The sequence below is a fragment of the Streptacidiphilus sp. P02-A3a genome, assembly GCF_014084105.1.
Classification (GTDB): Bacteria; Actinomycetota; Actinomycetes; order Streptomycetales; family Streptomycetaceae; genus Streptacidiphilus.
Map to the genome: position 1 here is coordinate 4,436,769 of NZ_CP048289.1, position 25,734 is coordinate 4,462,502.

Below are 25,734 nucleotides of genomic sequence, written 5' to 3' on the forward strand. Positions count from 1 at the left end.
CCGGCCGCCACCGAGGCGGGTGTGTTCGCCGCCGACCCGGTGGTCGGGCGGGACCTGGCCGCGCTGGACTGGTCGGAGACGCCACTGGGCCCCCCGGCCCTCTGGCCGCAGAGTCTTCGCACAGCGGTCGACATCCTGCTCTCGTCCCGGTTCCCCATGTGGATGGCCTGGGGGCCGGAGCTGACGTTCTTCTGCAACGACGCGTACCGACGCGACACGCTGGGCCGCAAGTACCCGTGGGCGCTGGGCCGACCGGCGAGCGAGGTGTGGGCGGAGATCTGGGACGACATCTGGCCGCGCATCGACACCGTGACGACCACCGGTGAGGCGACCTGGGACGAGGCGCTGCTGCTGTTCCTGGAGCGGTCGGGCTATTCCGAGGAGACCTACCACACGTTCTCGTACAGCCCGCTCAGGGACGACGGCGGAGACGTCGTCGGCATGCTGTGCGTGGTGAGTGAGGACACCGAGCGGGTCATCGGCGAGCGGCGCATGGCGACGCTGCGGGACCTCGGCTCCGATCCCAGCGTGGTCCGTACCGAACAGGAGATGCTGGCCTTCACCGGCCGACAGCTCGGCCGGAACCAGCACGACCTCCCCTTCACCCTGACCTACCTGCTGGAAGACGGGGATCGCGCGCACCTGGCGGTGGCCACCGGTATCGGCGACGGGCATCCCGCCGCCGCGGCGATCGTGCCGCTCGACTCGCCGGACGCGGTCTGGCCGGCGGCGGCACTGGCCCTGGGGGAGCCGATACTCGTCCAGCTCGACGCCAGGCACGGCGACGCGCTGCCCACGGGCGGTTGGCCGGAGCCGCCGACCCAGGCCCTGGTGGTACCGCTGGCGCAACAGGGCAGCGTGCCGTACGGGTTCCTGGTGGCCGCGCTGAACCGGTACCGGCCGCTGGACGACGGCTACCGCGGCTTCGTCGAGCTGGCCTCCGGCCACATCGCGGCGGGCATCGGGAGCGCGCGCAGCTACCGTGCCCAGCAGCGACGGGCCGAGGAGCTCATGGAGCTGGACCGGGCCAAGACCGCGTTCTTCTCCAACGTCAGCCACGAGTTCCGGACCCCCCTCACGCTGATCATGGGGCCGCTGGAGGAACTGCGCACACGGCTCCCCGAGGCCGACACGCGGGGGCACGAGGAGCTGGAGGTCATCCACCGCAACAGCCTGCGGCTGGGCAAGCTGGTCAACACGCTGCTGGACTTCTCCCGCATCGAGGCGGGCCGGATGCAGGCCACCTACGAGCCGGTCGACCTGGCCGCCGTGACGGCCGAGCTGGCCAGCGTGTTCCGCTCCGCCGTCGCCAGAGCCGGACTCCAGCTGGAGGTCGACTGCCCGCCGCTGCCCGCCCCGGTCCACGTGGACCAGGGCATGTGGGAGAAGGTCGTCCTCAACCTCCTCAGCAACGCCCTCAAGTTCACCTTCGAGGGCTCGATCCGCGTCGCGGTGCGCTGTGAGGACGACCAGGCGGTCGTCACCGTCACCGACACGGGCATCGGCGTGGCCGACGAGGAGATGCCGCGGCTGTTCGAACGGTTCCACCGGATCGAGAACGCCCGGTCGCGTTCCAACGAGGGGAGCGGCATCGGGCTCGCGCTGGTCCGGCAACTGGTCCAGCTGCACGGCGGCACCATCACCGCCGACAGCGTCCTCGGCCGGGGTACCACCTTCCACATCCGACTGCCCTTCGGCACCGATCACCTGCCGGTGGACTCCATCGCCCCGGCAACCGACACCAGGCCCGTGTCGACCGCCGCCGCCCCCTACGTCCAGGAGGCACTGCGCTGGCTGCCCGAAGGCGGCGCCCCGACCGAGGCAGGTGAGGGTGAAGGGTCCGTCACGACGGCGGGAACCGAGGTCACCACGGCCGGGGGAACGGTCCCCGCCCGGGTACTGGTCGCCGATGACAACGCCGACATGCGCGAGTACCTGGTGCGGCTGCTGAGGAGCGCCGGCTACCAGGTCGACTCCGTGACCGACGGGCAGGCGGCCCTTGACGCGGTCCGCGCGAGCGCCCCGGACCTGCTGGTCAGCGACGTCATGATGCCCCGCCTCGACGGCCTGGAACTGGTCGCGGCGCTGCGCACCGACCAGCGCACCGCCGGGGTACCGGTGCTGCTGCTCTCCGCCCGGGCCGGGCAGGACGCCTCCATCGAGGGGCTTGACGCCGGAGCCGACGACTACCTGGTCAAGCCGTTCGCCGCCGCCGAACTGCTGGCGCGGATCCGGGCCAACATCGAGCTCGCGCGACTGCGCAACCACCACGCCCGGTGGCGTACCGCCCTCGTCGACTCGCTTCAGGAGGCGTTCTTCGTCTGCGACGAGCAGGGCTCGGTGATCGAGGTCAACACCGCCTTCGGCGACATCCTCGGCTACGGTTCGGACGAGCTGCCCTACGCCTACCCGCACCCCTGGCTGCCCAGTGCCGACAGCGACGCCGAGGCGCACCAGCAGGCGGACCGGGCCTTCCGGGACCTGCTCACCGCCCGCGGCGGCAGCTGCCTCCTCCCGGTGGTCCGGAGCGACGGCCAGCGGCTGTGGGTGAGCGCCACCCTCAACCAGGTCCAGGACCCGGACACCGGCCGGCGGCTGGTGGTCGGGACCTTCCGCGACGTGACCGCCGAGCGCTACGCCATCCAGCGGGAGACGGCCCTGGCCGCCCTGGGCCTGCGGTTGGCGGAGGCGACCAGCCTGTCCGAGGCGCTCACGGCGGCTCTGACCGAACTGCGGACGATCTGGAGGGTGCGGACGGTCGTCGCGGCGCTGTTCGCCGACTCGGGCGCCGTGCGGCTGACAGCCACCGATCCCGGGCTCGGCTGGGACGACCTGCCCGCCGAACACCGCGCGACGCTGACCGGCCTCCGGCAGCAGCCGCTGCTGACGCCTTCGGCGCACCAGGGCGACGGCGGTGCCATCGTGCTCGAACACCCCCACGGGCCGCTCGTCGTGTGGGTCGGGCCCGGTGAGCGCCGTCCCTTCGCCGACCAGGACCAGGTACTGCTCTCGCTGCTGGCCGGTCGGCTCGCGCAGGGACTGACCCGCGCCCACCAGATCGAGCAGCAGCGGGAGACGGCGATCGCGCTCCAGCGGGCCATTCTGGGACCCTCCCGCCTGCCCGCCGGATTCGCGGTGCGCTACGAGCCGGCCGCCCGTCCGCTGGAGGTCGGCGGTGACTGGTACGACACCGTCGAGCTTCCGGACAGCCGCATCGGCATCGTCGTCGGCGACTGCGTCGGCCGCGGTCTGGAAGCGGCTGCCGTCATGGGCCAACTCCGCAGCGCCTGCCGTGCCCTGCTGTTGCAGGACATCGGCCCGGCGCAGACCCTGGTGGCCCTGGACCGCTTCGCCGCGGGCATCCCCGGGGCCGTCTGCACCACCGTGTTCTGCGGCGTGCTGGACCTCGCGACCGGGGACCTGACCTACTCCAGCGCCGGCCACCCGCCGGGGATCCTCGCCTACCCGGACGGGACCACGTACCTGCTGGAGGACGGCCGCTCGACGCCCCTCGCCGTCCGGGACAGCGCCCGACGGCCCGAGGGCAGGCACACGATGCCGCCGCGCGCCACCCTCATGCTCTACACCGACGGGCTGGTCGAGCGCCGCCGTCGTTCCCTGGACCACGGCATCGGCCGCGCCAGTTCCGCGGTGCAGGACGGCCGCGCGACGCCGGTGGACGCGCTCGCCAGCGGGGTCATGACCACCCTCGCTCCCGAGGGGGGATACGACGACGACGTCGCCCTGCTGCTCTACCGGCACCCGGCCCCGCTGGAGGTGTCGTTTCCGGCTGAGTCCTCACAACTGGCGCCAGTACGCCGAGAGTTGAGGGGATGGTTGGCCCAGTGCGGGCTGTCCGTGCCGACCATCCAGAACGTGCTCGTGGCCGCTGGTGAGGCGTGTGCGAACGCCATCGAGCACGGCCATCGCCATGCCGCGGGTGCCAGTATCCGCCTGCACGCCGCCGCCACCGTCGACGACCTCACGCTGACCATCGCCGACAGCGGTCAGTGGAAGGAGCCCAAGCCTGAGTTGAACGCCCATCGCGGACGGGGTATCACGCTGATGCGGGCCATGATGCAGCACGTGACCATCACTTCCGGCGAGGCCGGCACGACCGTCGACATGCATGTGAGGATCGCCTGATGACCACGCCACTGACCCTCACCACTGTCCGCCGCGCCGATGGTTCGCCGGTGCTGGAGGCCGTGGGTGAGATCGACATGAGCAACGTCGACGCCTTCGCCGCCGCCATCGACGAGGGAACAGCCCCCGGGACCGCCCTGACCGTCGACCTGACCGCGGTCGAGTACCTGGACAGCGCCGGACTGACCGTGCTGTTCAACCGGGCGGAACGGATCGAGCTCATCAGCGGTCCGCTCCTCGGACCGCTCCTGGTCATCTCGGGGCTCGCCGACCTGACCAGTGTCCACGGCCTCGGCCCGGAAGCCGAGGACCGGCGCGGCTAGCCGGGGAGCGGCCGCCCGCGGGCCGGGTCGGTCGCGGTCAGCACCAGGACGGCCTGGTCGTCGTCGACGTCGGTGCCGCCGGTGAAGGAGCGGACGGCGTCGTTGAGGATGCTGATGACCTGGTGCGCGCTGTCGGTCCGGGCGCCGGACAGGGCCTGGGCGAGGCGCTCCTCGCCGAACTGCTCACCGGCGGGGTCGCGGGCCTCGGTGATGCCGTCGGTGTAGAGCAGCAGGCTCTCGGCGGGTCCGAGGTGGAGGCGGTGGGTGGGCAGGTGCGGGTCGGCGGTGACGCCGAGCAGCAGGCCCTGGCTGTTGACGAAGCGGGCGGTGTGCTCGGCGTCGATGTGCAGCGGGAAGGTGTGGCCGGCGCGGACCAGGGTGATGTCGAGGCCGTCCGGGGTGGGCGTGAGGTGGCCGTAGAGGAGGGTGACGAACCCGGTCCCGTGGCTGCGGGGACGGTCGAGCAGCGCCTTGTTGACGGCGCGGACGACGGCGTCGGGGCCGTCGAGCAGCGGGGCGACGGCGCGGGCGGTGTGGCGGACCAGCGCGGTGGTGGTCGCGGCGATCGCGCCGCGACCGCAGACGTCGCCGAGCATGAAGGCCCAGCTGTCGTCGCCCAGCGGGAACACGTCGTAGAAGTCGCCGCCGACGTCGAGCCCCTCACCGGCGGGGTGGTAGTGGGTGGCGAGTTCGGCGCCCGGCAGCTCGGGTACCTGCGGCAGCAGCAGCCCGGCCTGCAGGTCGCGGGCCAGCGCGGCGCGCTCGGTGTACTGGCGGGCGTTGAGCGCCGCCGCGGCGGCACGGCGGGCGAGCTCCTCGGCCAGGGCGACGGTGTGGCCGCCGAAGGTCCCCTCGCCGGTCGTGAGCAGGGTCAACGCGCCGAAGGGGGTGCCCCGGTCCAGCAGCGGCACGCACAGGTAGCCGGTGACCCGCAGCTCCCGCCAGGGCCCGGGCCCGCTGGGAGTGCCGCGGACGATCTCGCTGGTGCCGCTGGCCAGGACCCGGGCGACGGCGTCGTCCTCGGCGTCGTGGGCGGGCACGTGCGAGGAGAGGAGCCGGTCCTCCTCCGGGGTGGGCGCGGCGGTGGCGATGCGGTGCACACGACCGGCGTCGATGATGTCGACCGCGCTCAGCGGAGCCAGGGCGGGTGCGCAGAAGGTGGCCAGCCGCTGCAGGGTCTGGGTGTAGTCGAGGTCGGTGGCGAGCGTCGTGCTGGCCTCCAGCAGGAAGGACAGGTCGCGGCGGGCGGCCCGCTCCCTGGTCTCCGCGGCCAGACGGGCCTCCTCGGCCTGGAACCGCTCGATGGCGAGGGCCGCCGTATCGGCGAACACCCGGGCCAGGGCGAGGTCGGACTCCTGCGGGGCCCGGGGAGTGCGGTGGTACATCGCGAAGGTGCCCAGCAGTGATCCGTCCCTGGCCAGGATGGGAGTGGACCAGCAGGCCGCGACGCCCGCGCGGACCGCCAGGTCGCGGAAGTCGTCCCAGAAGGGGTCGGTGGCGATGTCCGTGACGATGACCGGTCGGCGGCGGTGGGCGGCGGTGCCGCAGGAACCGACGCCCTCGCCGGTGGTGATCCCGTCGATGGCCCGGTTGTAGAAGTCGGGCAGACTGGGGGCCGCGCCATGGCGCAGCCGCCGCCCGTCCGGGTCGGCGAGCAGGACCGAGACCAGGACCTCCTCGGGCGCGAGGTCCTCGATGGTGCGGGCCATGCCGTGGAGCACCTGGTCCAGTGGGGCCTGACGGGCGATCTGCTCCAGCAGCGCCCGGTGCTCGGCGGTGAGCCGCTGCGCGTGCTTGACCTGCGTGGTCTCCATCCCGATGAGGTGCACGCCGACGACGTTGCCGCCGGTGTCCAGGCGCGGCTCGAAGGTGAAGTCGAAGAACGCCTCCCGCGCGCCGGAGCCGCGGCCCAGCAGGACGCGTGCGTCCCGCTCGGTGTGGCGCTCACCGGTGCGGTAGACGCGGTGGAGCAGGGTGAGGAACCGCTGCTCGGCGAGTTCGGGCAGCAGCTGGCCGATCGGTACCCCGGTCCGGGCCCGGTCCGCGGCGCCCATCGAGGCGAAGAAGGCCGCGTTCGCTGCCTCCACCAGGTGCGCGGGCCCCGCCAAGGCCGCGAAAACGGCGCTGGACTGGCCGAACAGGGCCCTGAGGTCCGGCTCACCCTTGCTGGCGCTGTCCGGGACGGCAGCTGGACCGGAGTCCGGTCGCTGCTGCTCGGGGGCGCTGGTCATGGACTGCTACCTCTCGCTCGCCGTAGGCGCCGCGGACGCGGAGTCCTGAGCGTGGAGGTCTCCCGCGCCGTCTTCGGGGGGGAGCGCCTCGGTCACCGACGCGTGCACGGCGATGACCTGGTCCAGGCCGGTCAGCGCGAAGATCCGCGCCACCGACGTGGGTACCGCGGCCAGACGCAGCGCGCCGCCGTGCGCGGCCACCCGCTGGTGGATCCTGATCAGACCGGTGATACCGGTCGAGTCGCAGTACTCAAGGGCAGCGCAGTCGATCACCACGAGCGGCGCCGACTGCGGCTCGGCGACCAGCGCGTCAGCCGCCTCGTGCAGCTGGACAGCGCTGTGGAAGTCCAGCTCGCCCCGCAGAACGAGCACCCACGCGTGCCTGGACGGCCTGGAATCCACCGAGAACACCCGTCACCGCCTCCCCTGGACCAACTGGCAACAGTCTCGATGATAGGCGACTGTCCGCAACGGGCAGGCTGAACCCTGTTCGCAGGCCTCGCGCTCGCCGGGGCCGGTTCAGGGGGTTGGCAGTCCACCCGGGCGAGCGGGGCGGCCGAAGCGCACCGGTACGCCGGGGGAGTAGAGCACGCTCGCGGGCGGCCCGACCGGCGCCGGCAGCCCGGCGGCTGCCACCAGCTCGTCGTCGCAGGCCAGGAGCTCGGCCCGGTGCAGGGGCCAGTGCGGGTGGGTGTTGGGCAGGTACATCGATCGGCCGAAGAAGGCGTTGTGCATGCCCCAGCGGGCGGTCAGGAAGTGTTCGAGCGCGGTGGGCTCCTCGATCCGCTCGCCGATTCGCACCGAGATCCGACAGCGCGCCCCGCGCGGGCCCGGCCAGCGTCGGCTGCTTGAGTAGCTGATGGTGTCCGCGTCGTGGTCGATGGCCATCCTGGCCCACATGTAGGGGAGCCGGAAGGCGCCGCGACCGAAGGCGACCGGCAGCAGCCGTGATGCCTCCAGGGAACGGAACACCACGCCGCGCCGACCGTACTGGTCCACCGAGTAGAGCCGCACGTTGGTCTCCGGGAACGTGCCGAGGTACGGGATGCCCGGCACCCTGAACCAGCCCACCCGGTACATCCGGAAGGCCACCAGGCCGATGTAGGTGAGCCCCTCGTGCGTGTCCGGCCTGGTTCCGGGCGGCAGCAGCGGTGCCACGTCCGCGGGGTCGGCGGCCCAGTGCAGGAACGAGAGGTGCAGCCAGGACTGGGTGAGCAGCGTGTCCGGAACCTGGCGCACCGGGTCGGGCATGATCGGCTCAGCAGGGACAGGGGTGAGCGACACCTCACCAGCGTCGCACATCCTTCCGGCTGTCGACCAGGGTCCGGCGCTCGGTGGCATCAGAAAATATTGACCACTTGTTGACCACTTGCCCAATCTGGGCCATCATCTGGTCAACATCAAGCGCACAACCGGCACCGGGAACGAACCACTGCACCTCCACGAAGGGATGGATCATGTTTCGTCGCACCCTGTACACCGCCGTCGCCACCGCCTGCGCCGTCGCCCTCAGCACTGCCGCGAGCGCCGCGCCGGCCGCTGCCGCGCACCGGTCAGGCCGCCCCGGGGCGGTCACCGCCGGCGTCGAACTGGAGACCTGGATGTACCCCGGCTCCTCCGGCGACTCGCAGTGCAGCGCCCCGGCGGAGTACGCCGACAACCGGGTCATCAACGGCGCGCTCAAGCCCGAGTACTGGACTGTCACCGGCAAGGGCAAGGTCTCGCTGGAGACCACTGCCCAGGGCCTGTGCAACGCCTACAGCCAGGCCAATGTGGCGGACCTCAAGGCACACTCCGCGGCTCAGTACCCGACCGTCTCCGGCATGACCACCGCTGACGTCCACGCCCTGGTGAGCAGCAGTGCCAACCGCGGTGCGGCGGTCTCCCAACTCACCTCGCTGGTGGTCGGCAACCAGCTCAGCGGCGTGGACGTCGACCTGGAGGACTACTGGTCCTGGAGCACCGCCGACTTCCACAACTACCTGACCTTCCTCGGCCAACTCGCCACCGCACTGCACGCCCAGGGCAAGCGGCTGCTGGTGGACGCTCCCGCCATGACCTCCGACGCCGCGTTCTACAACTACGCGGCCGTCAGCGCCGAGGGCGTGGACGAGCTGGAGATCATGGCCTACGACGAGGAGTACGACACCGCCCCCGGCGACACCTGCCTGCCGATCACCCCACTGGCCTGGCTGAGGCAGGTCACCCAGTACGCCCAGAGCCAGGTGCCGGACCCGTCCAAGCTGACCATCGGCCTGCCCTCGTACGGCATCAGCTCGCCCGACCCCTGTGACCTGAACAACATCACCGGCAACATCCAGTACAGCCAGATGGAGCAGAGCCCCGGCTTCTCCACCGACCCGGCGGTGATCGCCGCCCGGCGCGACCCCTCCTCCGGGGAGATCCGCTGGATCGACAACGGAACCCTGTACGACTACGTCGACAGCACCGCCCTGGACGACAAGCTCGCCGTGCTGACCTCGCTCGGCGTCACCCAGGTCTCCGTCTGGTCCCTGGGCGGCGGCAATCCCTGGTTCAGCGGCTGACCGCGCGGCGGTGGCGGCCCGTCGCCGCCACCGCCGCCCCGGTCGCTCCCGGGCCGGGGTACCAGCCGGCCGGGCAGGCCGGGCATCCACCACGTAGCGAAAGACGGCACCTTGAGCGAGACACCCAGTCAGGCCATGGCACTGGCCGCCGCACTGCGAGAACTGCTGATCGGATCCCGCGCGAGCGACGGCGAGGGCCTCGCACCGGCGGTGGTGCTGGCCATGACCGATCCGGCCACCGGCACCGAGCACACCGTCGCCCTCCAACCGGAGTCCGCCGACTGGCTCACCAGACTGACCGTCGACTCCATCGCGAGCTGCCGGAACGCGCACAGCGGTGGGAACGGCCTGTGCGCACACTGCCGCGGCACCGGCCGGGCCGGCCTCGTCCAGCAGTAGCCGCCACGGCGTCGGAGGCCCTGAAGCTGTTCGGTCTACCTCGTGGTCGCGGATGTCATCGTGCTTCCTGCGTCAGGGCCCGCAGGGGGAGTCGGGTTGCTGGAGCACCCCGGTCAGGGCGCGCCAGTTGATCGTGGGAACCTCGCTGCCCAGCGGGACCAGGGCGCGGGTGGCGTCCAGGAACTGGGCCAGGTCGCGGGTGGCCACCGTGAGCAGGGCGTTCTCCTGGCCGGAGTACAGCTCGATGGCGGTACTGTCACCGTGGGGGAAGATGCGGACGTCGCCGATGCCGACGGGGCCCAGCAGCCCGTCCGCGATCAGGTCCCGGCCGATGACCCACTGCGCGGGTCGGCCGTCCACGACCAGGGTGGCGTCGAAGGCCGCGGTGACCTGCAACGGATGACGGCGGTTGTAGGTGAGGGTCATGCGTGATTCCAGGATGCCCACGGGGCTGTGCAACTGGAAGCGGACGACCTGACTGACCTGACCCCTTGACCGCATACTCCACCAATTCCGCTGCTGGGTGCCACCGTTGGTCGGTGCCGATGGGCCGCGCCTACCCGACGTCCACCCGCCCATGCGCGGCGGGAACCGAGCCGGGACCGTGCTCACCCGGACAGAGCAACAGGTCGGCCGGGCCGCCGGTCGGTCCCCTCGGCCGCCGCTGCCGTGGTCGACCCCAGGCCGGGAGCGCGGCGTCAGGACTTCTTGCGGTTCTTGGCGGCCGCCTGCTTGGCGGGCCTGGCGGCGGGTGCCTCGACGAGGGAGCCGCCCGCGGTCTCGTGGTGGGCCCGGATGAACCAGTGGAACTGCTCCAGCGCGTGCAGGTGGCCGACGAGCATGTCCTCGCTCACCGGGTCGGCGGATCCGGTGGCCTTCGCCGCCTCGCGGTGGTCCGTGATGATGCCGGTGTAGACGTGGTCCAGGGCGACCAGGTGCTCCAGGGCGTCGGCGCGGCCCAGCTTGTAGTTGTCCCAGGTCCGCTCGCTGACCAGGGTCCCCGGCGTGCCGTCGGGGGAGCCGCCGAGGGTGGCGATGCGTTCGGCTGTCTCGTCCACCATCGCGCGCACGGCTTCGACCTGGGGGTCGATCATGGTGTGAACGGCGATGAAGTGCGGCCCGACCACGTTCCAGTGCACGTGCTTGAGGGTCAGCGCGAGGTCGTTGAGCGCGTGCAGCCGCATCCGCAGCTGATCGATGACCTCGGCTGCCTGGTCGGTCGTCATGCCGGGAACGGTGTAACGGGGCGTGCTCATGAGGTGTCGCCTTTCTGTCGCGATCCGTGGCCCGGGTCCAGGTCCCAGGTTCAGGATTCGGGTCCGGGGGCCGGTCCTGGGCGCAGGCCCCGCGTGCGGGCACTGCGCGGACGCTTCCTCGCCTGCCCCGAATGGCGGGCGATATGCCTGGGGTCACCGGTTTCGTCCGAACCGTGGGCCGCGAACACGGGCCTGGCGGGCCGCCGCGGCCCGCGGGAACCGGGCGCGGAGGTGCTGGGTGAGGAAGAGGGCGGCGCGGTCCAGCGCCTGGTCGGCCTCGTCGAGGTACATGGCCCCGGTGTGTTCCAGGCCCTGGCGGGTGAGACCCGCGCCGGGCGGCTGGCCGAGCTGACCACGGGTGTGCTCGACGCGCCCGCGATGGCGGCCGCCGCGCAGGCCTTCGCGCACCTGCGTGCCGCCCTGGAGCGCGACCAGGTCGGCACGCCCACCGGCTGACGCGCCGCCGCGCCCCGGCCGGAGGCCGACCCGGCCGGGGCGGTGCCTCAGGCCTGCTCGGTCCAGTAGGGGTCGAGCACCAGGGTGTCCGCCCCGGGCACGGTCGAGGCCGCTGACCAGGAGCCGCCGAGCACGCGCCCGTTGTCGGGCCGGGCGGCCAGCGAGAGCTGGGTCAGGATCCGGTAGCGGTCGCCCCGGTAGACGGAGTGGGTGAACTCCACGACGCGGCCGTCCGCGTCCCGGGTCTCGCGTTCGAACAGCAGCGCCGGGGTGTGCGGCGGCACGCCCAGCAGATCGGCCTCGGACTCGTCGACCACGGTCGGCTCGATGCTCTGGCGGGCGTCGGTGGGCAGGATGCCGAAGCGACGCCCCAGCAGCCGGTAGAAGGAGTCCGCCTCCAGGTCCCGCGCGGCCAGCCCGGGTACCAGGGCCTGCGGGACGTGCAGCGTCTCCAGGCACATGGGGTCGCCGTCGACCAGCCGCAGCCGGGTGATCCGCAGGACCGGCTCGCCCGGGGAGACCCGCAGTCGCCGACTGATCCGGGGCCCGGCCGCGACGACCCGGGAGTCCACCGTCCGGCTGGTCCAGTGGCCGTCCACCGCGCCGACGCCCAGGAGGCTGCGGGAGGCGGTCTGGGCGAGGTCCTGGGCCACCTTTGCCTTGGCGACGAAGACGCCCCGGCCGTGCTCGCGCACCAGCAGGCCGTCGCGCACCAGGTCGTCGACCACCGAGCGCAGCGTGGGCCGGGACACCCCCAGCTCCTCGCACAACTGCCGCTCGGCGGGGATCGACGCCCCGTCGCGGGTCTCCTCCACCAGGTCGAGCAGCCGCTCGCGGATCCGCTCCCGCTTCTCCCGACGGCTCTCATTGATGACCATTTGCTGACCAGTCCTCTTCGGCTGTGGATCACATCCAGAGGGATGGTACCGCTGCGGCGGCCATGCTGGCTGCTTCCGGAGCTGACCAGGGCAGGCCAGCGGATGACTCGGGATGGCCGAATTGGTCATGAAGTGGTCACTATTGCCCCGGCGACGGCGTCGCCGGGGCGGGATCAGTGCCGGCGGGTGGCGGTGGGCTTGCTGCGGACGGCCCGCAGGAACTCGCGGTTCATGGTGGCGATGCTGGTCAGGGGGATGCCCTTGGGGCAGGCTGTCGCGCAGGCGCCGGTGTTGGTGCACCCGCCGAAGCCCTCGGCGTCCATCGCGGCGACCATGTCCAGGACCCGGCTCTCGCGCTCCGGTGCGCCCTGCGGCAGGGTGTTCAGGTGGGTGATCTTGGCGCTGGTGAACAGCATCGCCGAGCCGTTGGGGCAGGCCGCCACGCAGGCGCCGCAGCCGATGCACTCGGCGTGTTCGAACGCCAGATCGGCGTTCGGTTTGGGCACGGGTGTGGTGTTGGCCTCGGGGGCGGAGCCGGTCGGCGCGGTGATGTAGCCCCCGGCCGCGATGATCCGGTCGAACCCGGAGCGGTCGACCACCAGGTCCTTGATGAGCGGGAATGCCGCCGCCCGCCAGGGTTCGACGTCGATGCTCTGGCCGTCGGTGAAGTGCCGCAGGTGCAGTTGGCAGGCGGTGGTCCGTTCCGGGCCGTGTGCCTGGCCGTTGATGACCAGCGAGCACATGCCGCAGATGCCCTCGCGGCAGTCGTGGTCGAAGGCGACCGGTTCCTCGCCGCGGCCGATCAGTTCCTCGTTGAGGACGTCCAGCATCTCCAGGAACGACATGTCGCGGGACAGGTCCCGCAGGTGGTACTCGACCATGGCGCCGGGCGCGCCGGGGCCGCGCTGGCGCCAGATCCGCAGGGTCAGGTTCATGTGTAGCTCCGCTGGGTGGGGTGGACGTCACGGAAGTCGAGCTGCTCGCGGTGCAGCACCGGCGGGTTGCCGGGGCCGGTGTACTGCCAGGCGGCGGTGTACGAGAACGCCGCGTCGTCGCGGGCGGCCTCGCCGTCAGGGGTCTGCGACTCGACCCGGAAGTGCCCGCCGCAGGACTCGGTGCGGTGCAGCGCGTCCAGGCACAGCAGTTCGGCCAGCTCCAGGTAGTCGACGACGCGGTTGGCCTGCTCCAGGCACTGGTTGAGCTCGGCGCCACCACCGGGGACCCTGACCCGGCGCCAGAACTCCGCGCGGATCTGCGGGATGCGCGCCAGCGCGGTCCGCAGTCCGGCCTCGCCGCGGGCCATCCCGCAGTACTCCCAGAGCAGTTCACCGATCTCGCGGTGGAAGGACTCGGGACTGCGGTCGCCGTCGACGGCCAGCAGCCGGTCCAGCCGCTCGGTGGTCTGCGCCAGGACCGCGGTGACCTCGGGGTGGTCGTGGGCGACCGGCGGCTGGACCGGGTTGCGGGACAGGTAGTCGGCCAGGGTCGCCGGGAGTACGAAGTAGCCGTCGGCCAGGCCCTGCATCAGGGCCGAGGCGCCCAGGCGGTTGGCCCCGTGGTCGGAGAAGTTGGCCTCGCCGATGGCGAACAGCCCCGGGACGGTGGTCTGCAGGTCGTAGTCCACCCACAGGCCGCCCATGGTGTAGTGGATCGCCGGGTAGATCCGCATCGGGACCAGGTACGGGTCCTCGCCGGTGATCCGCTGGTACATCTCGAACAGGTTGCCGTACTGCTCGGCCACCCGCGCCCGGCCCGTTCGGGCGATCGCGTCCGCGAAGTCCAGGTAGACGCCCAGCCCGCCGGGGCCCACGCCGCGCCCCTGGTCGCAGACGGCCTTGGCGGCGCGCGAGGCGATGTCGCGCGGCACCAGGTTCCCGAACGAGGGGTAGAGCCGCTCCAGGTAGTAGTCGCGCTCGTCCTCGGGGATCTGCTCGGGGCCGCGGCTGTCGCCCTTGGTCTTCGGCACCCAGATCCGGCCGTCGTTGCGCAGCGACTCGCTCATCAGGGTGAGCTTGGACTGGTGGCTGCCCGAACGCGGGATGCAGGTCGGGTGGATCTGGGTGAAGCAGGGGTTGGCGAAGTACGCGCCGCGCCGGTGCGCGCGCCAGATCGCGGTCGCGTTGGAGTTCTTCGCGTTGGTCGACAGGTGGAAGACGTTGCCGTAGCCGCCGGTGGCCAGCACCACCGCGTCCGCCAGGTGGCTGGAGACCTCGCCGGTGACCAGGTCCCGGGCCACGATGCCGCGCGCCCGGCCGTCGACCACGATCAGGTCGAGCATCTCGGTGCGGGTACGCATCTCCACGTTGCCCGCCGCGATCTGCCGCGACAGCGCCTGGTACGCGCCCAGCAGCAGTTGCTGCCCGGTCTGGCCGCGGGCGTAGAACGTGCGCTGTACCTGGACCCCGCCGAAGGAGCGGGTGTCCAGCAGGCCGCCGTACTCGCGGGCGAACGGCACCCCCTGGGCCACGCACTGGTCGATGATCTGCACCGAGATCTCGGCCAGCCGGTGGACGTTGGACTCCCGGGCACGGAAGTCCCCGCCCTTGACCGTGTCGTAGAACAGCCGCCGGACGCTGTCGCCGTCGTTGCGGTAGTTCTTCGCCGCGTTGATCCCGCCCTGGGCGGCGATCGAGTGCGCCCGGCGCGGGGAGTCCTGGTAGCAGAACTGGAGCACGTGGTAGCCCTGTTCGGCCAGCGTGGCCCCGGCCGAGCCGCCGGCCAGCCCGGTACCGACCACGATCACCGTGTGCTTGCGCCGGTTGGCCGGGTTGACCAGCCCGGCCTGGAACCGCCGGGTGCTCCAGCGCTGCTCCACCGGCCCCTCGGGCGCCCGGGTGTCCGCGACCGGGTCACCGACGCGGTAGTCGGCGTAGCCGCCGGGGGACGTGTGCTCGCTCATCAGTGCACGGCTCCGATCATGACGGCGACGGGTACGGTGACGAAACCCGCGAACAGTACGAGCGCCAGCACCCAGCCGGCGACCTTGAACACCGGCCCGCTGCGCGGACCGTTGGCGCCCAGCGTCTGGGCCGCGCTCCACAGCCCGTGGCGCACGTGCAGCCCCAGCGCCGCCATCGCCACGATGTAGATCACGTCCGACCACCAGTCGCGGAAGTCGGCGACGATGTCCTGGTAGGGGTGGCCCGCCTCACCCAGCGGGTTCACCGTCCCGGTGGTCAGGTCCAGGATGTGCCACACCAGGAACAGCAGCAGGATCACCCCGCCCCACCGCATCGTCCGGGTCGCGAACGAGGGCCCGGCCGGTGGCCGGTGCACGTAACCGGGGCCGCGCGCCTTCAGGTCGCGGCGGCTGAGCTGGTACGCGGTCACCGCGTGCAGCACCGCGCACACCGCCAGCACCACCCGCTGGATCCACAGGTACCAGGTCCGGTGCAGCACCGGCTCCCCGATGGTGCGCAGCCACGCCGCGTACGAGTCGAACACGGTCGCCCCGAAGAAGATCTTCAGGTTGCCGTACATGTGGATGACCAGGAATCCGAGCATGACCATGCCGGTGGCCGCCATCACCGCCTTCTTGCCGATGGTGGAGGACCACAGCGTCCCCAGGGTCGACGGCCGAGCCGTCCGTGTCGCGACTGCCATGACACAGAACGCTAGGTTCAGCACAACCACAGGTCAAAGACATGATCCGGGTCATTTCCATAGCCAACGCCTATCAACGGATAGGGTCGGCCGTATGCAGTTCCAACAGCTCGCCTACTTCCTGGCCGTGGTGGACACCCGCCACTTCACCCGCGCCGCCCAGCAGGCACACGTCGCCCAGCCCTCGCTGTCCCAGCAGATCCGGGCACTGGAGCGGGAGCTGGGCGCCGACCTGTTCCGCCGCGCCCGCGGCAACATCACCCTCACCGACGCCGGTGAGGCGCTGCTCCCGCTGGCCCGGCGGATCGTCGCCGACGCCGACAGCGCGCGGACCCAGGTGCAGGAGGTCGCGGGCCTGCGCCGGGGCCGGGTCCGCCTCGGCGCCACCCCGAGCCTGTGCACCAGCCTGCTGCCGCAGGTGCTGCACGCCTACCACCGCGAACACCCCGGCATCAGCCTGCACGTCCAGGAGGGCGGCTCGCGCGACCTGGTCGGTGAACTCGCCACCGGACGCCTGGACCTGGCCCTGCTCATCCTGCCGCTACAGAGCCACGACCCGGCCCTGGCCACCACCGAACTGCTCACCGAGGAACTGGTACTGGCCTGCGCGCTGCACGCCCCGCCGCCGACCCGGGAACCGTGGATCGAGGTCGGGGCCCTGCGGGAGCAGCCGCTGGTGATGTTCCGGCACGGCTACGACCTGCGCGAGTTCACCATGGCCAGCTGCCGCGCCGAGGGCTTCGAACCACAGTTCGTGGTCGAGGGTGGTGAGATGGACGCCGTCCTGGCCATGGTCGAGGCCGGACTGGGCGCGGCCGTGGTTCCCGGCATGGTCGCCGACCGGCGCCCGCTGCGGACGACTCCGTTCGCCCCGCCGGGCCTGCACCGCACCATCGGCCTGGCCCACCGCAAGGACGTCGAACCGCCCCGCGCCGCCCGGGAACTGCGCCGCGTCCTGCTGGACCACCTCCAGCACGCCGCCCGCACCGCCACCCTGCCCCCCGGCACCCGCCCCGCCCCGCGGCGGTAGCGGGCGGCCGGGCCGAGCGGTGGTCGGCTGCCTAGGGGGCCGTCCGCGGCAGCGGCCGCCCGAGCAGGAACGCTGTCAGCAGCGCGGTGTACCGGGCGGGTTGTCCGGCTGCGATGTCGTGGCCCGCGCCGTCGACCAGTACCAGTTGGGAGTCCGGGAGGGTGCTGCGGTACTCCGCGGTGACCTGCGGTCTCATGAAGTCGCAGGAGCCACGGAGGATCAGCGAGGGGACCCGGACCGCGCGCAGTGCGGGCCGGGGGTCCGGCAGCCGGTCGAAGTCGCGGCTGGTGACCTGGTTGGTGTAGAAGCCCTGCGGGTTGTCGTGCACGGGGACCGGCGGCGCGCCGGTGCAGGTGGTGCTGTCCTTGCCCGCCAGCGCGAGCTCGTGCAGCCAGTGGTCGGCCTCGTCGTCGCCCACCAGCGCGTGCGCCGCGTTCGGGTTGACGTCCATCAGGAGTGCGGCGGCGAGCAGTCGCGGCTGGTCGACGAGGTCCTGGTAGCGGGCGTGCTCCGGGGCGCTGAGCCGGGACCACGGGTCGCCCGCCGCCGTGCCCGGGTACTGCCGCCCCCACAGCGCGCCGGGGGAGACGAACACCGCCTTGGCCACGTGGTCGCCGTGCGCGACCAGGTACTGGGCCAGCAGCGAGCCGCCCCAGGACTCGCCCACCAGGATGACCCGCTGCGCGCCGATGACGCGGCGGATCGCGTCCAGGTCGGCGACGTCCCTGGCGACGGTGTAGCCGTTGACGTCCTTCAGGCGGGTGGAGCGACCGGCCCCGAGTTGGTCGTAGGAGTACACGTCGAATCCGGCGGCGGCCAGTTGCGCGCCCCCGGCCGGGACGCCCTCGGCCGGGGTTCCCGGACCGCCGTGCAGGAAGATCACCGGAGTCGGCCGGGCGGCGCCCGCCGGATGCAGGGCCACGTAGGCGATGCGGGAGCCGGTCGGCAGCTCCCAGTAGCGGACGTCGGCCGGGACCGGGCCCGGCGCGGGGTGCGGCATCGGGTGGAGGACGGTCGCGGCGGCCAGGGCGGCGACGGCGACAGTGCTCCCGGCCGCGAACACCAGGGCGGCGAACCGCCCCCGGCCGAGCAGGGCGAAGGCCGCCCGGGCCAACAGGTAGCCGACCCCGGCCGCGGCGGCAAGCCCGGCCGCCGCGAGCAGCGGGACGGTGGCGCTGACGCTCGCCAGGGCGAGGAATCCGGCCGCCCCGGCGAGCAGGGCCAGGATCGGTGTGCTCAGCAGCAGGGCGGCGCCGAGGCTCCTACGGAGCAGCGTGTGAGTCAGCGTGTGAGTCATGGCCACGACGCTATGAGCGCGTCGGCGGCCCTCCGTCGTACCCGGGGACCGTCCCGGGCGGCCCGGGCACCGCCGCGCGGCGGGGCCGCCTCCCCGCCGCGCGGCGGAGCGGCCGGGCGCACGCGGCTGCTCAGTCGGCGGCTGAGCCGCCGCCGGGGCGGATCAGGCCGGTCTCGTAGGCGGCGATGGTCGCCTGGATCCGGTCGCGGGCACCGAGTTTGGCCAGCAGCGCGGCGACGTGGTCCTTGACCGTGGCCGCGCCGATGCCCAGGGCAGCGGCGATCTCGGCGTTGGCCAGGCCGCGCGCGACCAGGCCCAGGACCTGGGTCTCACGTGGCGTCAGCAACCCCAGCGGGCTGGCGTCCAGCGGAGCCGGACCGCGCGCGAAGCGGCCGATCAGCCGCCCGGTGACGGCGGGGTCCAGCAGCGCGTCGCCGCGCGCGACCACCCGGACCGCGTCGATGACGCGCTCCGGCGCGGCGTCCTTGAGCAGGAAACCGACGGCCCCGGCGCGCAGCGCGGCGAACAGGTACTCGTCCAGGTCGAAGCTGGTCAGCACGACCACGCGGGTGCCGGGCAGGGCGCTGGTGATCCGGGCGGTCGCGGCCAGCCCGTCGGTCCCCGGCATCCGGATGTCGACCAGCGCCACGTCGGGGCGCAGCGCCAGCGCCAATGCGAGCGCGGCCTCGCCGTCGGCGGCCTGCCCGATGACCGACAGGTCGGGCTCGGCGTCCAGGACCGCCGCGATCCCGGCGCGGACGATCGCCTGGTCGTCGGCGACGGTCACCGTGATCGCCATGGGGACACCTCCGGCAGCCACACCAGTGCCGCGCCGTCGCGGGCCGTCGACAGCGTACCGCCGAGAGCGTCCGCCAGGGCGGCCAGCCGTCGGCGGGTGTGCCGGTCCTGCGGGTGCGGGCCGGACAGTTCGACTCCCGCGCCGTGGTGAAGGACCGTCAGCGACGCCCCGTCGGCCAGCAGCATCGCGGTGGCCCGGTAGGCGGCCACCTCAAGGGTGACGGACAGCGTGCGGGGCGCGGGGGAGTAGCGGACGGTGGCGTGGTACCGGGCGGCCAGGGCCATCGCGGCGCCCATGGTCGGCGGCGGGTCGACCGGGTCGACCGGGTCGCCGGGAGCCTCGGCCGAACGCAGCTCGCCGAGCTGCTGCCGCAGTGCGGCGAGCGCGGCCCGGGCCCGCTCCAGCACCGGCTCCAGCGCACCGGCGTCGGCAGCGGTGACAAGGGCCCGCAGGTGTTCGCGGGTGGTGCGGACGAGGCCGTCCGCGATCCGCAGCCGCTCCCGGCGTACCGCCTCGGCGGTGTCCGCGGCGAGCCGCGCCCGGGCGCGGGCCAGGTCCGCGGCGCGGCGGTCGCGCCGCCGGGCAGTACGGCGCCCGAGCCACCAGACCGCGAAGGTGGGGACAGCAAGCGCGCAGCCGAGCACCGCCCCGGCGCCCGCGCGGCTTCCGCTGATCCCCGGACCCGCGGCCAGCACCAGCCCTCCGACCGCCGCGACCGCGAGCGGGGCCAGCCAGCCGAACCGGGCCAGGTACGCCCCGACCGCGTACACCAGCGTCAGCTCGACCCACCAACGGACCAGGAACACGTCACTGAGCGGGGGTTGGGCGCGGACGGCCAGGTCGCAGCCGAGCCAGAGCAACAGCGAGGCCAGCACCGCCGCCAGACTGAGGGCGGGGGCGCGCAACCGCCACCCGAGCGGAAGGGCGTGCAGCCCGGAGAGCAGCACGACGAGCGTCGCGGGCAGCAACCCGCCATAGCCGCTGGGTATGGCGTCCGAGCACAGGTCGGCGCCCAGGGACAGGGCGACCGCGAGCACCACCAGGCACCAGTCCAGGGAGCTCGGTCCGCGCCAGCGCGGCAGCCGACGGCCCCGGCGCGGAGCGGCCAAGGGAGCGGCCAGCGGCAGCTCGGCCCGTACCGTCCAGCCGGTCCCGGTCCCGGTCGTCGCGGTCCCCGGCCCGGTCCCCGTCGTCGCGGTCGCGGACCGCGTGGCTGTCAGGGTGCCGCCGACGGCGGCGACCGTGGCCCGCAGACCGTCCAGCCCGTGGCCGCCACCGAGGCCGGGGACGGCGGCCCGGCCGCCACTGTCCTGGACGGTGACGGTCAACGCGTCGGTCCCACCGTCGAGCCCGATCCGGACCGCGGCCCCGGCGGCGTAGCGGGCGGCGTTGGTCAACGCCTCGGTGACCACGCGATGGGCCACCTCGGCGATCTGCGGCGGCACGGCCTCGACGGCGCGGGCGTACCCGACGCCGTGCCGGGCCGCCAGCGCGTCGATGTCGGCCAGCGTCACCGCCGCTCCGCCGGGCCGCGCCACCGCGAGCCGGTCGAGGTCGGCCAACGCCCGCCGCCCCTCGGCGGCGGCATACCGCAGGGCCTCGGCGGAGCGCGCCGGATCGTCCAGGCGCAGCGCGGCGGCAGCCGAAACGGCGATCCCGGTGAGCCGGTGGGCGGCGGTGTCGTGCACTTCGGCGGCCATCCGCCCGCGTTCGGCTGCCGCCGCGAAACCCGGCGCGGCGGCGCGACCGGCCCGGAAGGCCGCCAGCGAGTCCCGGTCGGCCTTGCGGCGGCGCTGCGCCCGGCCCAGCACCCACACCACGGCCGCCGCGCCGAACACCAGCAGCGCCGTGCCGAGCGCCACCCGCGGGGGGCGGCCCTCGGCAGCCGCCTCGACGGCCCCGGCCAAGGCCGCCGCCACGCACCCGGCGGCGGCACGGCCCGCGGTGCGGTGCAGGGCCACCGCGTGCAGCGCGACCGCGACCGCCGCCCAGGTGACGACGGCCCCCGGGTTGAGCACCGCGCAGGCCAGCAGCACCGCCAGTACGGTCAGCGGGGCGTACCGGCGCAGCGCGAGCACGACCCCGGCGAACGCGGCGCAGCCGACGGCCGTCCAGCGCTGCGGACCCAACCCGACCTGCGCCCCGACCAGCAGCGCGGCCGACGCGACGGCACAGGGCACCACCGACCACACCACCACGCGCCCCGCCGAGCGAACCGCCGCCCCTCGCGCGCCGAAGTCGACACCGCCGCGCGGACCTGCGTACATCGCTGCTCCCCCCGCCCGTCCGACCCGCCTCGCCTCGCCTCGCCTCGCCTCGCCCGACGGTAGCCGGAACCGTCGGGCGGGGCTGCCTCCGGGCACTCCCCGACCGGCTGACCATGTCGGCCGGTTCAGGCCGACTGGTCGGGCAGTCGGGCAGTCGAGCAGTCGAGCGGGTCGATCGGTCCGACCGGTCAGGCGACTGGGCAGTTGGCCTTCCAGCTGGCGGCCCAGTCGAGCACGGTGGGTTCGGCCAGGGTGCCGACCCACAGGTCGGCCATCGTGATCTCCTGCTCGCTGGGCCGTGGTCCGACACCCAGTACCCGCAGCCCCGCGCCGACGGCGGAGCGGATTCCGCAGGCGGAGTCCTCCACCGCCAGCGAGTCGGCCGCGGCCGCGCCGCACAGCTCGACGGCGCGCAGGTAGACGGCCGGGTCGGGCTTGGGCGGCAGGCCGTCCTCCGGTACCACGACGTGTGCGAAGCAGGACAGCAGGCCGGCCTGGTCGAGGCTGGACTCGACCACGTCGCGCGGGCAGTTGCTGGCCACCGCCAGCGGAGCGAACTCGGCCGCTGCGAGGACCAGTTCGTGTGCGCCTGGGCAGGTGACCGGATTCTCCGCGACGAGCTTGCGGAAGGCGTCCAGGAGTTGACGGGTCATCTCCACGGCCAGTCCGGCGCGTCCGGCCGTCTCTGCCATCAGTTGGCCGCACTGGGCGTAGTGCAGCCCTTTCGCGCGCGCCGCGAACGTGCGGTCCGGTGCGACGCCGTAGCCGCGCAGTACCAGCTCCCTGGCCTCCTGCCAGTGCTGTTCGCTGTCCATGAGGGTGCCGTCGCAGTCGAAGACGACAGCGGCGGGAGTCCAGCTGAGGATCGATTCTTTCGCCATGCCTCTACCGTTCGTGAGGGAATGGAGGAGTACGGGGAGCCAATCCTGCGACCGTGTGCGCGGGCGTGAGCGGAAACGCGGCGGACTCGCGGATTGCGCCTTGGGGCTCACGGTTGAACGCGCGACCCAGAACATCCCAGAACCATAACGCTCGTAACGTTATGCTCATTACTTTTCGGAGTCAAACAACTCCGGGGCGTGTTCGGCGGACCAGTTCGGCAGGCCAGATCAGCAGGCCAGTTCGGCGGTCCGCTCAGCAATCCGGCCCGGCATACCGGAGCACCCCGGCAGCGGTCAGCCCCGCACCCTGCCGGATCCGGAACACGCAGGTCATGCCGTACGCGGTGCACTCGACAGCGGCGGGCGGGCTGAACTCGGTGAAACGCAGCGCCCGCAGGCTGCACCCGACCGGGCGTCGCAGCCGCCCCTCGCTCTGCGCCGCCACGGCCTGGCGCGCCGCCTCCATCAAGGTCACTCCGGGCACGTGGTCACTGTCGTGGTCGAAGAAGTACGGATGCCTCGGGTCGGCCGGATCCACCCGGACGCCGTCCCGGGCGACCACCAGCATCACATCCTGCGGCGCGGCGACCCCCAGGCTCGCGGGCGGCGGGCGCAGCACCGCGGAGAGGGCCGGCGGGCGACCGTCCAGGCACGGAGGGGGCTGTCGGAGCGCCGCGTAGTGCTCCGCGTCCAGGATCTGCGCCCCGCCCCTGGCCTGGGCGAACAGTCGTCCCCCGGCGAGGAAACGGGCCCGCATCCGTATGGCCGACAGCGCGCCGGACACCGCCGCCCGCCGCAGGCCGTCCATCTCCACCAGGCAGGTCACCTCGGTCGCGCCGTACTGGACCAGCGGCTCGGCGGCCGGGTCGAGTTCGTAGGAGACGTCGGTGATCAGGAAGTGCGACCGGGGCGAGGTCGCGTAGTACCGCAGCGGGATGTAGATGCCCAACTGCCGCAGCGTCTCCACGATCATCAGCGGGTTGTGCGCGCCGGTCCCGCCCCGGGGGAAGGTGGGATGGGAGAGCGGCCACTGCGCCGCGGCCATGAAGCTCCCGCGCCCGGCCCGCCGCACATCCGTCAGCAGTACCTCGGCCACCGAGAGGCGGTGCACCAACTCCCGGGGGACCGTTCGTGACCAACTGAGAGGACGCATACCAACAAGCACACCTCAACCAGGCGGAACACGCATGTGCGCGCTCCCGTGGCGAGCGCAGCCGAGCCGCTAGGGTCTCCCTGTCAGCCGACGGCATCAATCTAGGCAGAGAAACACGTGCAAGAACGGGCGGCTACGACGCGCAGAGCGGTCCTGGAGGCAGCAGCGCACCTCTTCGACGAAAAGGGCTACGCGGGAACGAGCATCAGCGACATCAGCGCGCTTTCCGGCCGCACCAGCGGGGCGATCTACTTCCACTACACCAGCAAGGAGAACCTGGCCCGGGCCGTCATCGAGGAGCACTTCGCCACGTGGCCGGGGCTCATCGGCGGCGTGGCGGCGCAGCCGCCGCTGGAGCAGCTGGTACTCCTGAGCTTCACGGTCGCCAGGGCGTTCCGCGACGACGTCGTCGTGCGCGCGGGCGCCCGGCTGTGGTCCGAACGGAAGGCCATCGACGCGGTCCTGCCGGTGCCCTTCGTGGGCTGGATCGACACGGTCGCGGGCCTGCTCCAGCAGGGCCGGGCGGACGGCGACCTGGCCGTCGGCGTTGAGCCCAGGCAGGTGGCGCACGTCGTGGTCTGCGCCTTCTTCGGCCTCCACACCGTCTCCGACGCCCTGGACGGCCGCCGCCAGATCGAGGCCCACCTCACCAGCCTCTGGCTGCTGCTGCTGCCCTCGCTCCAGGCCCACCCGGACCCGGTCGCGCTGCTCACCCGGGTCCGCGCCCGGCTCGCGGACCCGACGGGTACCGAGCCGTGGCCCGCTCCCTCCCAGGCCGCCGTGCCGGGCTGACGCCTACCGGGCAGGATGTACACATCCGGGCGGGGCCGGCTACGACTCCGGAGACGCGAGCAGGCTGCTGTCCACGCGGTCGACCAGCTCAGCTGTGCCCTGGTAGACGGCGTCAGTACCGGTATCGAGGAGTTCGGCCCGGCTCACCCGGCCCGACAGCACGCCGATACAGCGCACACCCGTGCGATGGGCAGCTTTCACGTCCCACGGGGTGTCACCGACGAACACCGCCCGTCCGGCTTGGCCGCCGACCTTCGCCAGTGCCTGCTCGACCAGGTCGGGTGCCGGCTTGGCGGTGTCCACATCGTCCGCGTTCACTGCGTCGGTGATGGCGTCCTCCGCGTCGAGCGCACGGCGCAGGGCGTGCAGCTCGTCCTCCTTGGCCGAGGTCGCCGGGACCACGGCCCACCCCGCTCCGCGCACGCGCGCAGCAGCCGGGCAGCGCCCGGCAACGGCTGTAGCACGGGCCAGTGGGCGGCGTACAGGGCACTGTGGGCGTCGGCGAGCCCGCTGTCGCGGGCCTTGTCACGGTCCGGGCCCAGCAACTGCTCCAGGAGTTGTTCGGCTCCCAGACCGACCGCCCGGTGGACGCGGGCCATGGGAACAACGTGCCCCGCTTGGCGCAGCGCCTCCCACCAGGTCACGGCGTGCAGGTAGGACGTGTCGACCGGGGTTCCGTCGACGTCGAACAGGGCAGCGGCAGGTACGGGTGATTGCGTCATTGTGTCCTTCTCCCCCTGTTGCGCGGCGCGATACCCAAGCCCCGCTCGTCCGGTGCAACCGTGGGCAACCCGGGGCTGGGCGCCGAGCCGGACGTTCGACCGAATCCGCCCGGCCGGAAGGTGCCGGGCCCGGCTCCATCACGTCCGGGTCGGGGCGAGGAGTTCCACGCCGTTATGTCATGTTTTCAACGGATTTCCGGGGGCATCCAGCAGGCATGGTGCAGATCGGGTACACGATGATGAGTGAGCACTCCGGCCCACGCCGGCTGGTCGCGGACCTGGTGCGGGCCGAGGAGGTCGGCTTCGACTTCTCCGTCGCCTCCGACCACTACTTCCCGTGGCTGGAGGAGCAGGGCCACGCCCCGCACGTGTGGAGTGTGCTCGGCGCGGCGGCGCAGGCGACCAGCCGGATCCCGTTGCTGACCTGTGTGACCTGTCCGACCATGCGCTACCACCCGGCCGTGGTGGCGCAGAAGGCCGCCACGGTGCGGTTTACGTTCCCGAGCAGGCACCACCGATCGGCATCGCGGTCTGATCGCGGTGGAAGCCGAGCGGGCCGTGTGCTACGACCCTGACCGGGACACCGCCATTGCCCGCGCCCATCAGCAGTTCCGCTGGTTAGGCGGCGGCTGGAAGGTCAACGCCGAACTGCCGGGCCCGGCCGGCTTCGCCACCGAGAGCCAGTTCGTCCGTCCCGAGGACGTGGCCTCGCCCTGGTGCAGGTGGGCGGGGACGCCCAACGCCCCTTCCTGGACTGGGCCCAGAAGGCCCTGCTCCCGGCCCTGCGCGACCTCTGAGAAGCGCCAGCGCCGGCTGACCGGCATCGATGAGATGGTGCTGTCGCTGTCCACCCGGGGTCTGACACACGGTGACATCTCCGCCCACCTGGCCGAGATCTACGGCGCGAGCGTGTCCAAGCAGACCATCTCGTCACCACCGATCACTGCACAGGGCC

Annotated in this window: 24 protein-coding genes and 2 pseudogenes; 10 read left to right on the plus strand and 16 right to left on the minus strand. The window is 72.7% G+C overall.

Annotation, left to right across the window (positions count from 1 at the left end):
• The first annotated feature begins 156 nt into the window (after positions 1-156).
• Both GXP74_RS19190 and GXP74_RS19195 read left to right on the plus strand, forming a co-directional pair.
• Positions 157-4,146, plus strand: coding sequence for a SpoIIE family protein phosphatase (locus GXP74_RS19190; RefSeq protein WP_225448637.1), 3,990 nt, complete (start codon positions 157-159; stop codon positions 4,144-4,146).
• Complete coding sequence (locus tag GXP74_RS19195) at positions 4,146-4,469, plus strand: STAS domain-containing protein (protein ID WP_182452677.1); 324 nt, start codon at positions 4,146-4,148, stop codon at positions 4,467-4,469. The genes GXP74_RS19190 and GXP74_RS19195 overlap by 1 nt, the downstream gene beginning before the upstream one ends.
• On the opposite strand, the gene GXP74_RS19200 is transcribed toward GXP74_RS19195, so the two are convergent.
• The 4 genes from GXP74_RS19200 to GXP74_RS19215 form a co-directional block, all read right to left on the minus strand.
• Positions 4,466-6,700, minus strand: coding sequence for a SpoIIE family protein phosphatase (locus GXP74_RS19200; RefSeq protein ID WP_182452678.1), 2,235 nt, complete (start codon positions 6,698-6,700; stop codon positions 4,466-4,468). The two genes, GXP74_RS19195 and GXP74_RS19200, sit on opposite strands and share 4 nt — an antisense overlap.
• A gap of 6 nt (positions 6,701-6,706) precedes the next feature.
• Positions 6,707-7,111, minus strand: coding sequence for an STAS domain-containing protein (locus tag GXP74_RS19205; protein WP_225448043.1), 405 nt, complete (start codon positions 7,109-7,111; stop codon positions 6,707-6,709).
• A 108-nt stretch (positions 7,112-7,219) separates the two neighbouring features.
• Positions 7,220-8,002, minus strand: coding sequence for a YqjF family protein (locus GXP74_RS19210; RefSeq protein ID WP_370468436.1), 783 nt, complete (start codon positions 8,000-8,002; stop codon positions 7,220-7,222).
• Positions 7,986-8,159 carry a hypothetical protein gene (locus GXP74_RS19215; RefSeq protein ID WP_182452680.1) on the minus strand — a complete coding sequence of 58 codons (174 nt, stop codon included), beginning with the start codon at positions 8,157-8,159 and terminating at the stop codon, positions 7,986-7,988. Before GXP74_RS19215 ends, GXP74_RS19210 begins: the two co-directional genes overlap by 17 nt.
• On the opposite strand from GXP74_RS19215, the gene GXP74_RS19220 reads away from it, so the two are divergent.
• The gene (locus GXP74_RS19220; RefSeq protein WP_182452681.1) at positions 8,158-9,246 is read left to right on the plus strand and encodes a glycosyl hydrolase family 18 protein; all 1,089 of its coding nucleotides are present in this window, start codon (positions 8,158-8,160) and stop codon (positions 9,244-9,246) included. The two genes, GXP74_RS19215 and GXP74_RS19220, sit on opposite strands and share 2 nt — an antisense overlap.
• A gap of 111 nt (positions 9,247-9,357) precedes the next feature.
• On the plus strand, positions 9,358-9,645 hold the full coding sequence (locus tag GXP74_RS19225) for a hypothetical protein (protein ID WP_182452682.1): 288 nt from the start codon (positions 9,358-9,360) through the stop codon (positions 9,643-9,645).
• Between the two features lie 72 nt (positions 9,646-9,717).
• Here the strand turns inward: GXP74_RS19225 and GXP74_RS19230 are convergent, their stop codons facing one another.
• A complete protein-coding gene (locus GXP74_RS19230; RefSeq protein WP_182452683.1) occupies positions 9,718-10,071 on the minus strand; it encodes an SsgA family sporulation/cell division regulator in 354 nt (117 codons plus the stop codon).
• A gap of 272 nt (positions 10,072-10,343) precedes the next feature.
• Positions 10,344-10,901 carry a Dps family protein gene (locus GXP74_RS19235; RefSeq protein ID WP_182452684.1) on the minus strand — a complete coding sequence of 186 codons (558 nt, stop codon included), beginning with the start codon at positions 10,899-10,901 and terminating at the stop codon, positions 10,344-10,346.
• 231 nt (positions 10,902-11,132) lie between these two features.
• Between GXP74_RS19235 and GXP74_RS19240 the strand changes: the two genes are divergently transcribed.
• Complete coding sequence (locus GXP74_RS19240) at positions 11,133-11,357, plus strand: hypothetical protein (protein WP_182452685.1); 225 nt, start codon at positions 11,133-11,135, stop codon at positions 11,355-11,357.
• Between the two features lie 47 nt (positions 11,358-11,404).
• On the opposite strand, the gene GXP74_RS19245 is transcribed toward GXP74_RS19240, so the two are convergent.
• From GXP74_RS19245 to GXP74_RS19260, 4 genes are all read right to left on the minus strand, one after another.
• Positions 11,405-12,235, minus strand: coding sequence for a GntR family transcriptional regulator (locus tag GXP74_RS19245; protein ID WP_182452686.1), 831 nt, complete (start codon positions 12,233-12,235; stop codon positions 11,405-11,407).
• Between the two features lie 173 nt (positions 12,236-12,408).
• Positions 12,409-13,170 (minus strand): succinate dehydrogenase/fumarate reductase iron-sulfur subunit, encoded by a 762-nt coding sequence (locus GXP74_RS19250; RefSeq protein WP_182452687.1) that lies wholly within the window; start codon positions 13,168-13,170, stop codon positions 12,409-12,411.
• Positions 13,167-15,134, minus strand: coding sequence for a fumarate reductase/succinate dehydrogenase flavoprotein subunit (locus GXP74_RS19255; RefSeq protein WP_182452688.1), 1,968 nt, complete (start codon positions 15,132-15,134; stop codon positions 13,167-13,169). The genes GXP74_RS19250 and GXP74_RS19255 overlap by 4 nt, the downstream gene beginning before the upstream one ends.
• Positions 15,134-15,838 (minus strand): succinate dehydrogenase cytochrome b subunit, encoded by a 705-nt coding sequence (locus tag GXP74_RS19260; RefSeq protein ID WP_182452689.1) that lies wholly within the window; start codon positions 15,836-15,838, stop codon positions 15,134-15,136. The genes GXP74_RS19255 and GXP74_RS19260 overlap by 1 nt, the downstream gene beginning before the upstream one ends.
• A 94-nt stretch (positions 15,839-15,932) precedes the next feature.
• Here GXP74_RS19260 and GXP74_RS19265 point away from each other — a divergent pair, with 94 nt between their 5' ends.
• Positions 15,933-16,868 (plus strand): LysR family transcriptional regulator, encoded by a 936-nt coding sequence (locus tag GXP74_RS19265; RefSeq protein WP_182452690.1) that lies wholly within the window; start codon positions 15,933-15,935, stop codon positions 16,866-16,868.
• 31 nt (positions 16,869-16,899) lie between these two features.
• Here GXP74_RS19265 and GXP74_RS19270 read toward each other — a convergent pair whose 3' ends face one another.
• From GXP74_RS19270 to GXP74_RS19290, 5 genes are all read right to left on the minus strand, one after another.
• The gene (locus tag GXP74_RS19270; RefSeq protein WP_182452691.1) at positions 16,900-18,165 is read right to left on the minus strand and encodes an alpha/beta fold hydrolase; all 1,266 of its coding nucleotides are present in this window, start codon (positions 18,163-18,165) and stop codon (positions 16,900-16,902) included.
• A 130-nt stretch (positions 18,166-18,295) separates the two neighbouring features.
• Positions 18,296-18,964: a response regulator transcription factor gene (locus tag GXP74_RS19275; RefSeq protein WP_182452692.1), complete on the minus strand. Its 669-nt coding sequence runs from the start codon at positions 18,962-18,964 to the stop codon at positions 18,296-18,298.
• Positions 18,949-21,231: an ATP-binding protein gene (locus GXP74_RS19280; RefSeq protein WP_182452693.1), complete on the minus strand. Its 2,283-nt coding sequence runs from the start codon at positions 21,229-21,231 to the stop codon at positions 18,949-18,951. The genes GXP74_RS19275 and GXP74_RS19280 overlap by 16 nt, the downstream gene beginning before the upstream one ends.
• Before the next feature lie 188 nt (positions 21,232-21,419).
• The gene (locus GXP74_RS19285) at positions 21,420-22,112 is read right to left on the minus strand and encodes an HAD family phosphatase (protein ID WP_182452694.1); all 693 of its coding nucleotides are present in this window, start codon (positions 22,110-22,112) and stop codon (positions 21,420-21,422) included.
• Between the two features lie 253 nt (positions 22,113-22,365).
• On the minus strand, positions 22,366-23,265 hold the full coding sequence (locus GXP74_RS19290; RefSeq protein ID WP_182452695.1) for a ScbA/BarX family gamma-butyrolactone biosynthesis protein: 900 nt from the start codon (positions 23,263-23,265) through the stop codon (positions 22,366-22,368).
• 117 nt (positions 23,266-23,382) lie between these two features.
• Here GXP74_RS19290 and GXP74_RS19295 point away from each other — a divergent pair, with 117 nt between their 5' ends.
• Positions 23,383-24,057 (plus strand): ScbR family autoregulator-binding transcription factor, encoded by a 675-nt coding sequence (locus tag GXP74_RS19295; protein WP_182452696.1) that lies wholly within the window; start codon positions 23,383-23,385, stop codon positions 24,055-24,057.
• A 39-nt stretch (positions 24,058-24,096) separates the two neighbouring features.
• Here the strand turns inward: GXP74_RS19295 and GXP74_RS42120 are convergent, their stop codons facing one another.
• Positions 24,097-24,480: an HAD family hydrolase gene (locus GXP74_RS42120; protein WP_370468437.1), complete on the minus strand. Its 384-nt coding sequence runs from the start codon at positions 24,478-24,480 to the stop codon at positions 24,097-24,099.
• Positions 24,481-24,527: 47 nt separating this feature from the next.
• Between GXP74_RS42120 and GXP74_RS42125 the strand changes: the two genes are divergently transcribed.
• The 3 genes and pseudogenes from GXP74_RS42125 to GXP74_RS19310 all read left to right on the plus strand — a co-directional run.
• Positions 24,528-24,770 (plus strand): hypothetical protein, encoded by a 243-nt coding sequence (locus GXP74_RS42125; RefSeq protein WP_370468438.1) that lies wholly within the window; start codon positions 24,528-24,530, stop codon positions 24,768-24,770.
• 224 nt (positions 24,771-24,994) lie between these two features.
• Positions 24,995-25,576: pseudogene (locus tag GXP74_RS19305) on the plus strand (LLM class flavin-dependent oxidoreductase).
• Positions 25,575-25,709 (plus strand): annotated as a pseudogene (locus GXP74_RS19310) (transposase); the annotation flags it as partial. The pseudogenes GXP74_RS19305 and GXP74_RS19310, both read left to right, overlap by 2 nt.
• Positions 25,710-25,734: the final 25 nt, after the last annotated feature.

What these genes read in the sequence shown, in the direction of transcription:
- GXP74_RS19190 (WP_225448637.1), top strand. Translation starts at nt 157, where the DNA reads ATGTGGATGGCCTGGGGGCCGGAGCTGACGTTCTTCTGCAACGACGCG.
- GXP74_RS19195 (WP_182452677.1), top strand. Translation starts at nt 4,146, where the DNA reads ATGACCACGCCACTGACCCTCACCACTGTCCGCCGCGCCGATGGTTCG.
- GXP74_RS19200 (WP_182452678.1), bottom strand. Translation starts at nt 6,700, where the DNA reads ATGACCAGCGCCCCCGAGCAGCAGCGACCGGACTCCGGTCCAGCTGCC.
- GXP74_RS19210 (WP_370468436.1), bottom strand. Translation starts at nt 8,002, where the DNA reads ATGTGCGACGCTGGTGAGGTGTCGCTCACCCCTGTCCCTGCTGAGCCG.
- GXP74_RS19220 (WP_182452681.1), top strand. Translation starts at nt 8,158, where the DNA reads ATGTTTCGTCGCACCCTGTACACCGCCGTCGCCACCGCCTGCGCCGTC.
- GXP74_RS19215 (WP_182452680.1), bottom strand. Translation starts at nt 8,159, where the DNA reads ATGATCCATCCCTTCGTGGAGGTGCAGTGGTTCGTTCCCGGTGCCGGT.
- GXP74_RS19230 (WP_182452683.1), bottom strand. Translation starts at nt 10,071, where the DNA reads ATGACCCTCACCTACAACCGCCGTCATCCGTTGCAGGTCACCGCGGCC.
- GXP74_RS19235 (WP_182452684.1), bottom strand. Translation starts at nt 10,901, where the DNA reads ATGAGCACGCCCCGTTACACCGTTCCCGGCATGACGACCGACCAGGCA.
- GXP74_RS19245 (WP_182452686.1), bottom strand. Translation starts at nt 12,235, where the DNA reads ATGGTCATCAATGAGAGCCGTCGGGAGAAGCGGGAGCGGATCCGCGAG.
- GXP74_RS19250 (WP_182452687.1), bottom strand. Translation starts at nt 13,170, where the DNA reads ATGAACCTGACCCTGCGGATCTGGCGCCAGCGCGGCCCCGGCGCGCCC.
- GXP74_RS19255 (WP_182452688.1), bottom strand. Translation starts at nt 15,134, where the DNA reads ATGAGCGAGCACACGTCCCCCGGCGGCTACGCCGACTACCGCGTCGGT.
- GXP74_RS19260 (WP_182452689.1), bottom strand. Translation starts at nt 15,838, where the DNA reads ATGGCAGTCGCGACACGGACGGCTCGGCCGTCGACCCTGGGGACGCTG.
- GXP74_RS19265 (WP_182452690.1), top strand. Translation starts at nt 15,933, where the DNA reads ATGCAGTTCCAACAGCTCGCCTACTTCCTGGCCGTGGTGGACACCCGC.
- GXP74_RS19270 (WP_182452691.1), bottom strand. Translation starts at nt 18,165, where the DNA reads ATGACTCACACGCTGACTCACACGCTGCTCCGTAGGAGCCTCGGCGCC.
- GXP74_RS19275 (WP_182452692.1), bottom strand. Translation starts at nt 18,964, where the DNA reads ATGGCGATCACGGTGACCGTCGCCGACGACCAGGCGATCGTCCGCGCC.
- GXP74_RS19280 (WP_182452693.1), bottom strand. Translation starts at nt 21,231, where the DNA reads ATGTACGCAGGTCCGCGCGGCGGTGTCGACTTCGGCGCGCGAGGGGCG.
- GXP74_RS19285 (WP_182452694.1), bottom strand. Translation starts at nt 22,112, where the DNA reads ATGGCGAAAGAATCGATCCTCAGCTGGACTCCCGCCGCTGTCGTCTTC.
- GXP74_RS19290 (WP_182452695.1), bottom strand. Translation starts at nt 23,265, where the DNA reads ATGCGTCCTCTCAGTTGGTCACGAACGGTCCCCCGGGAGTTGGTGCAC.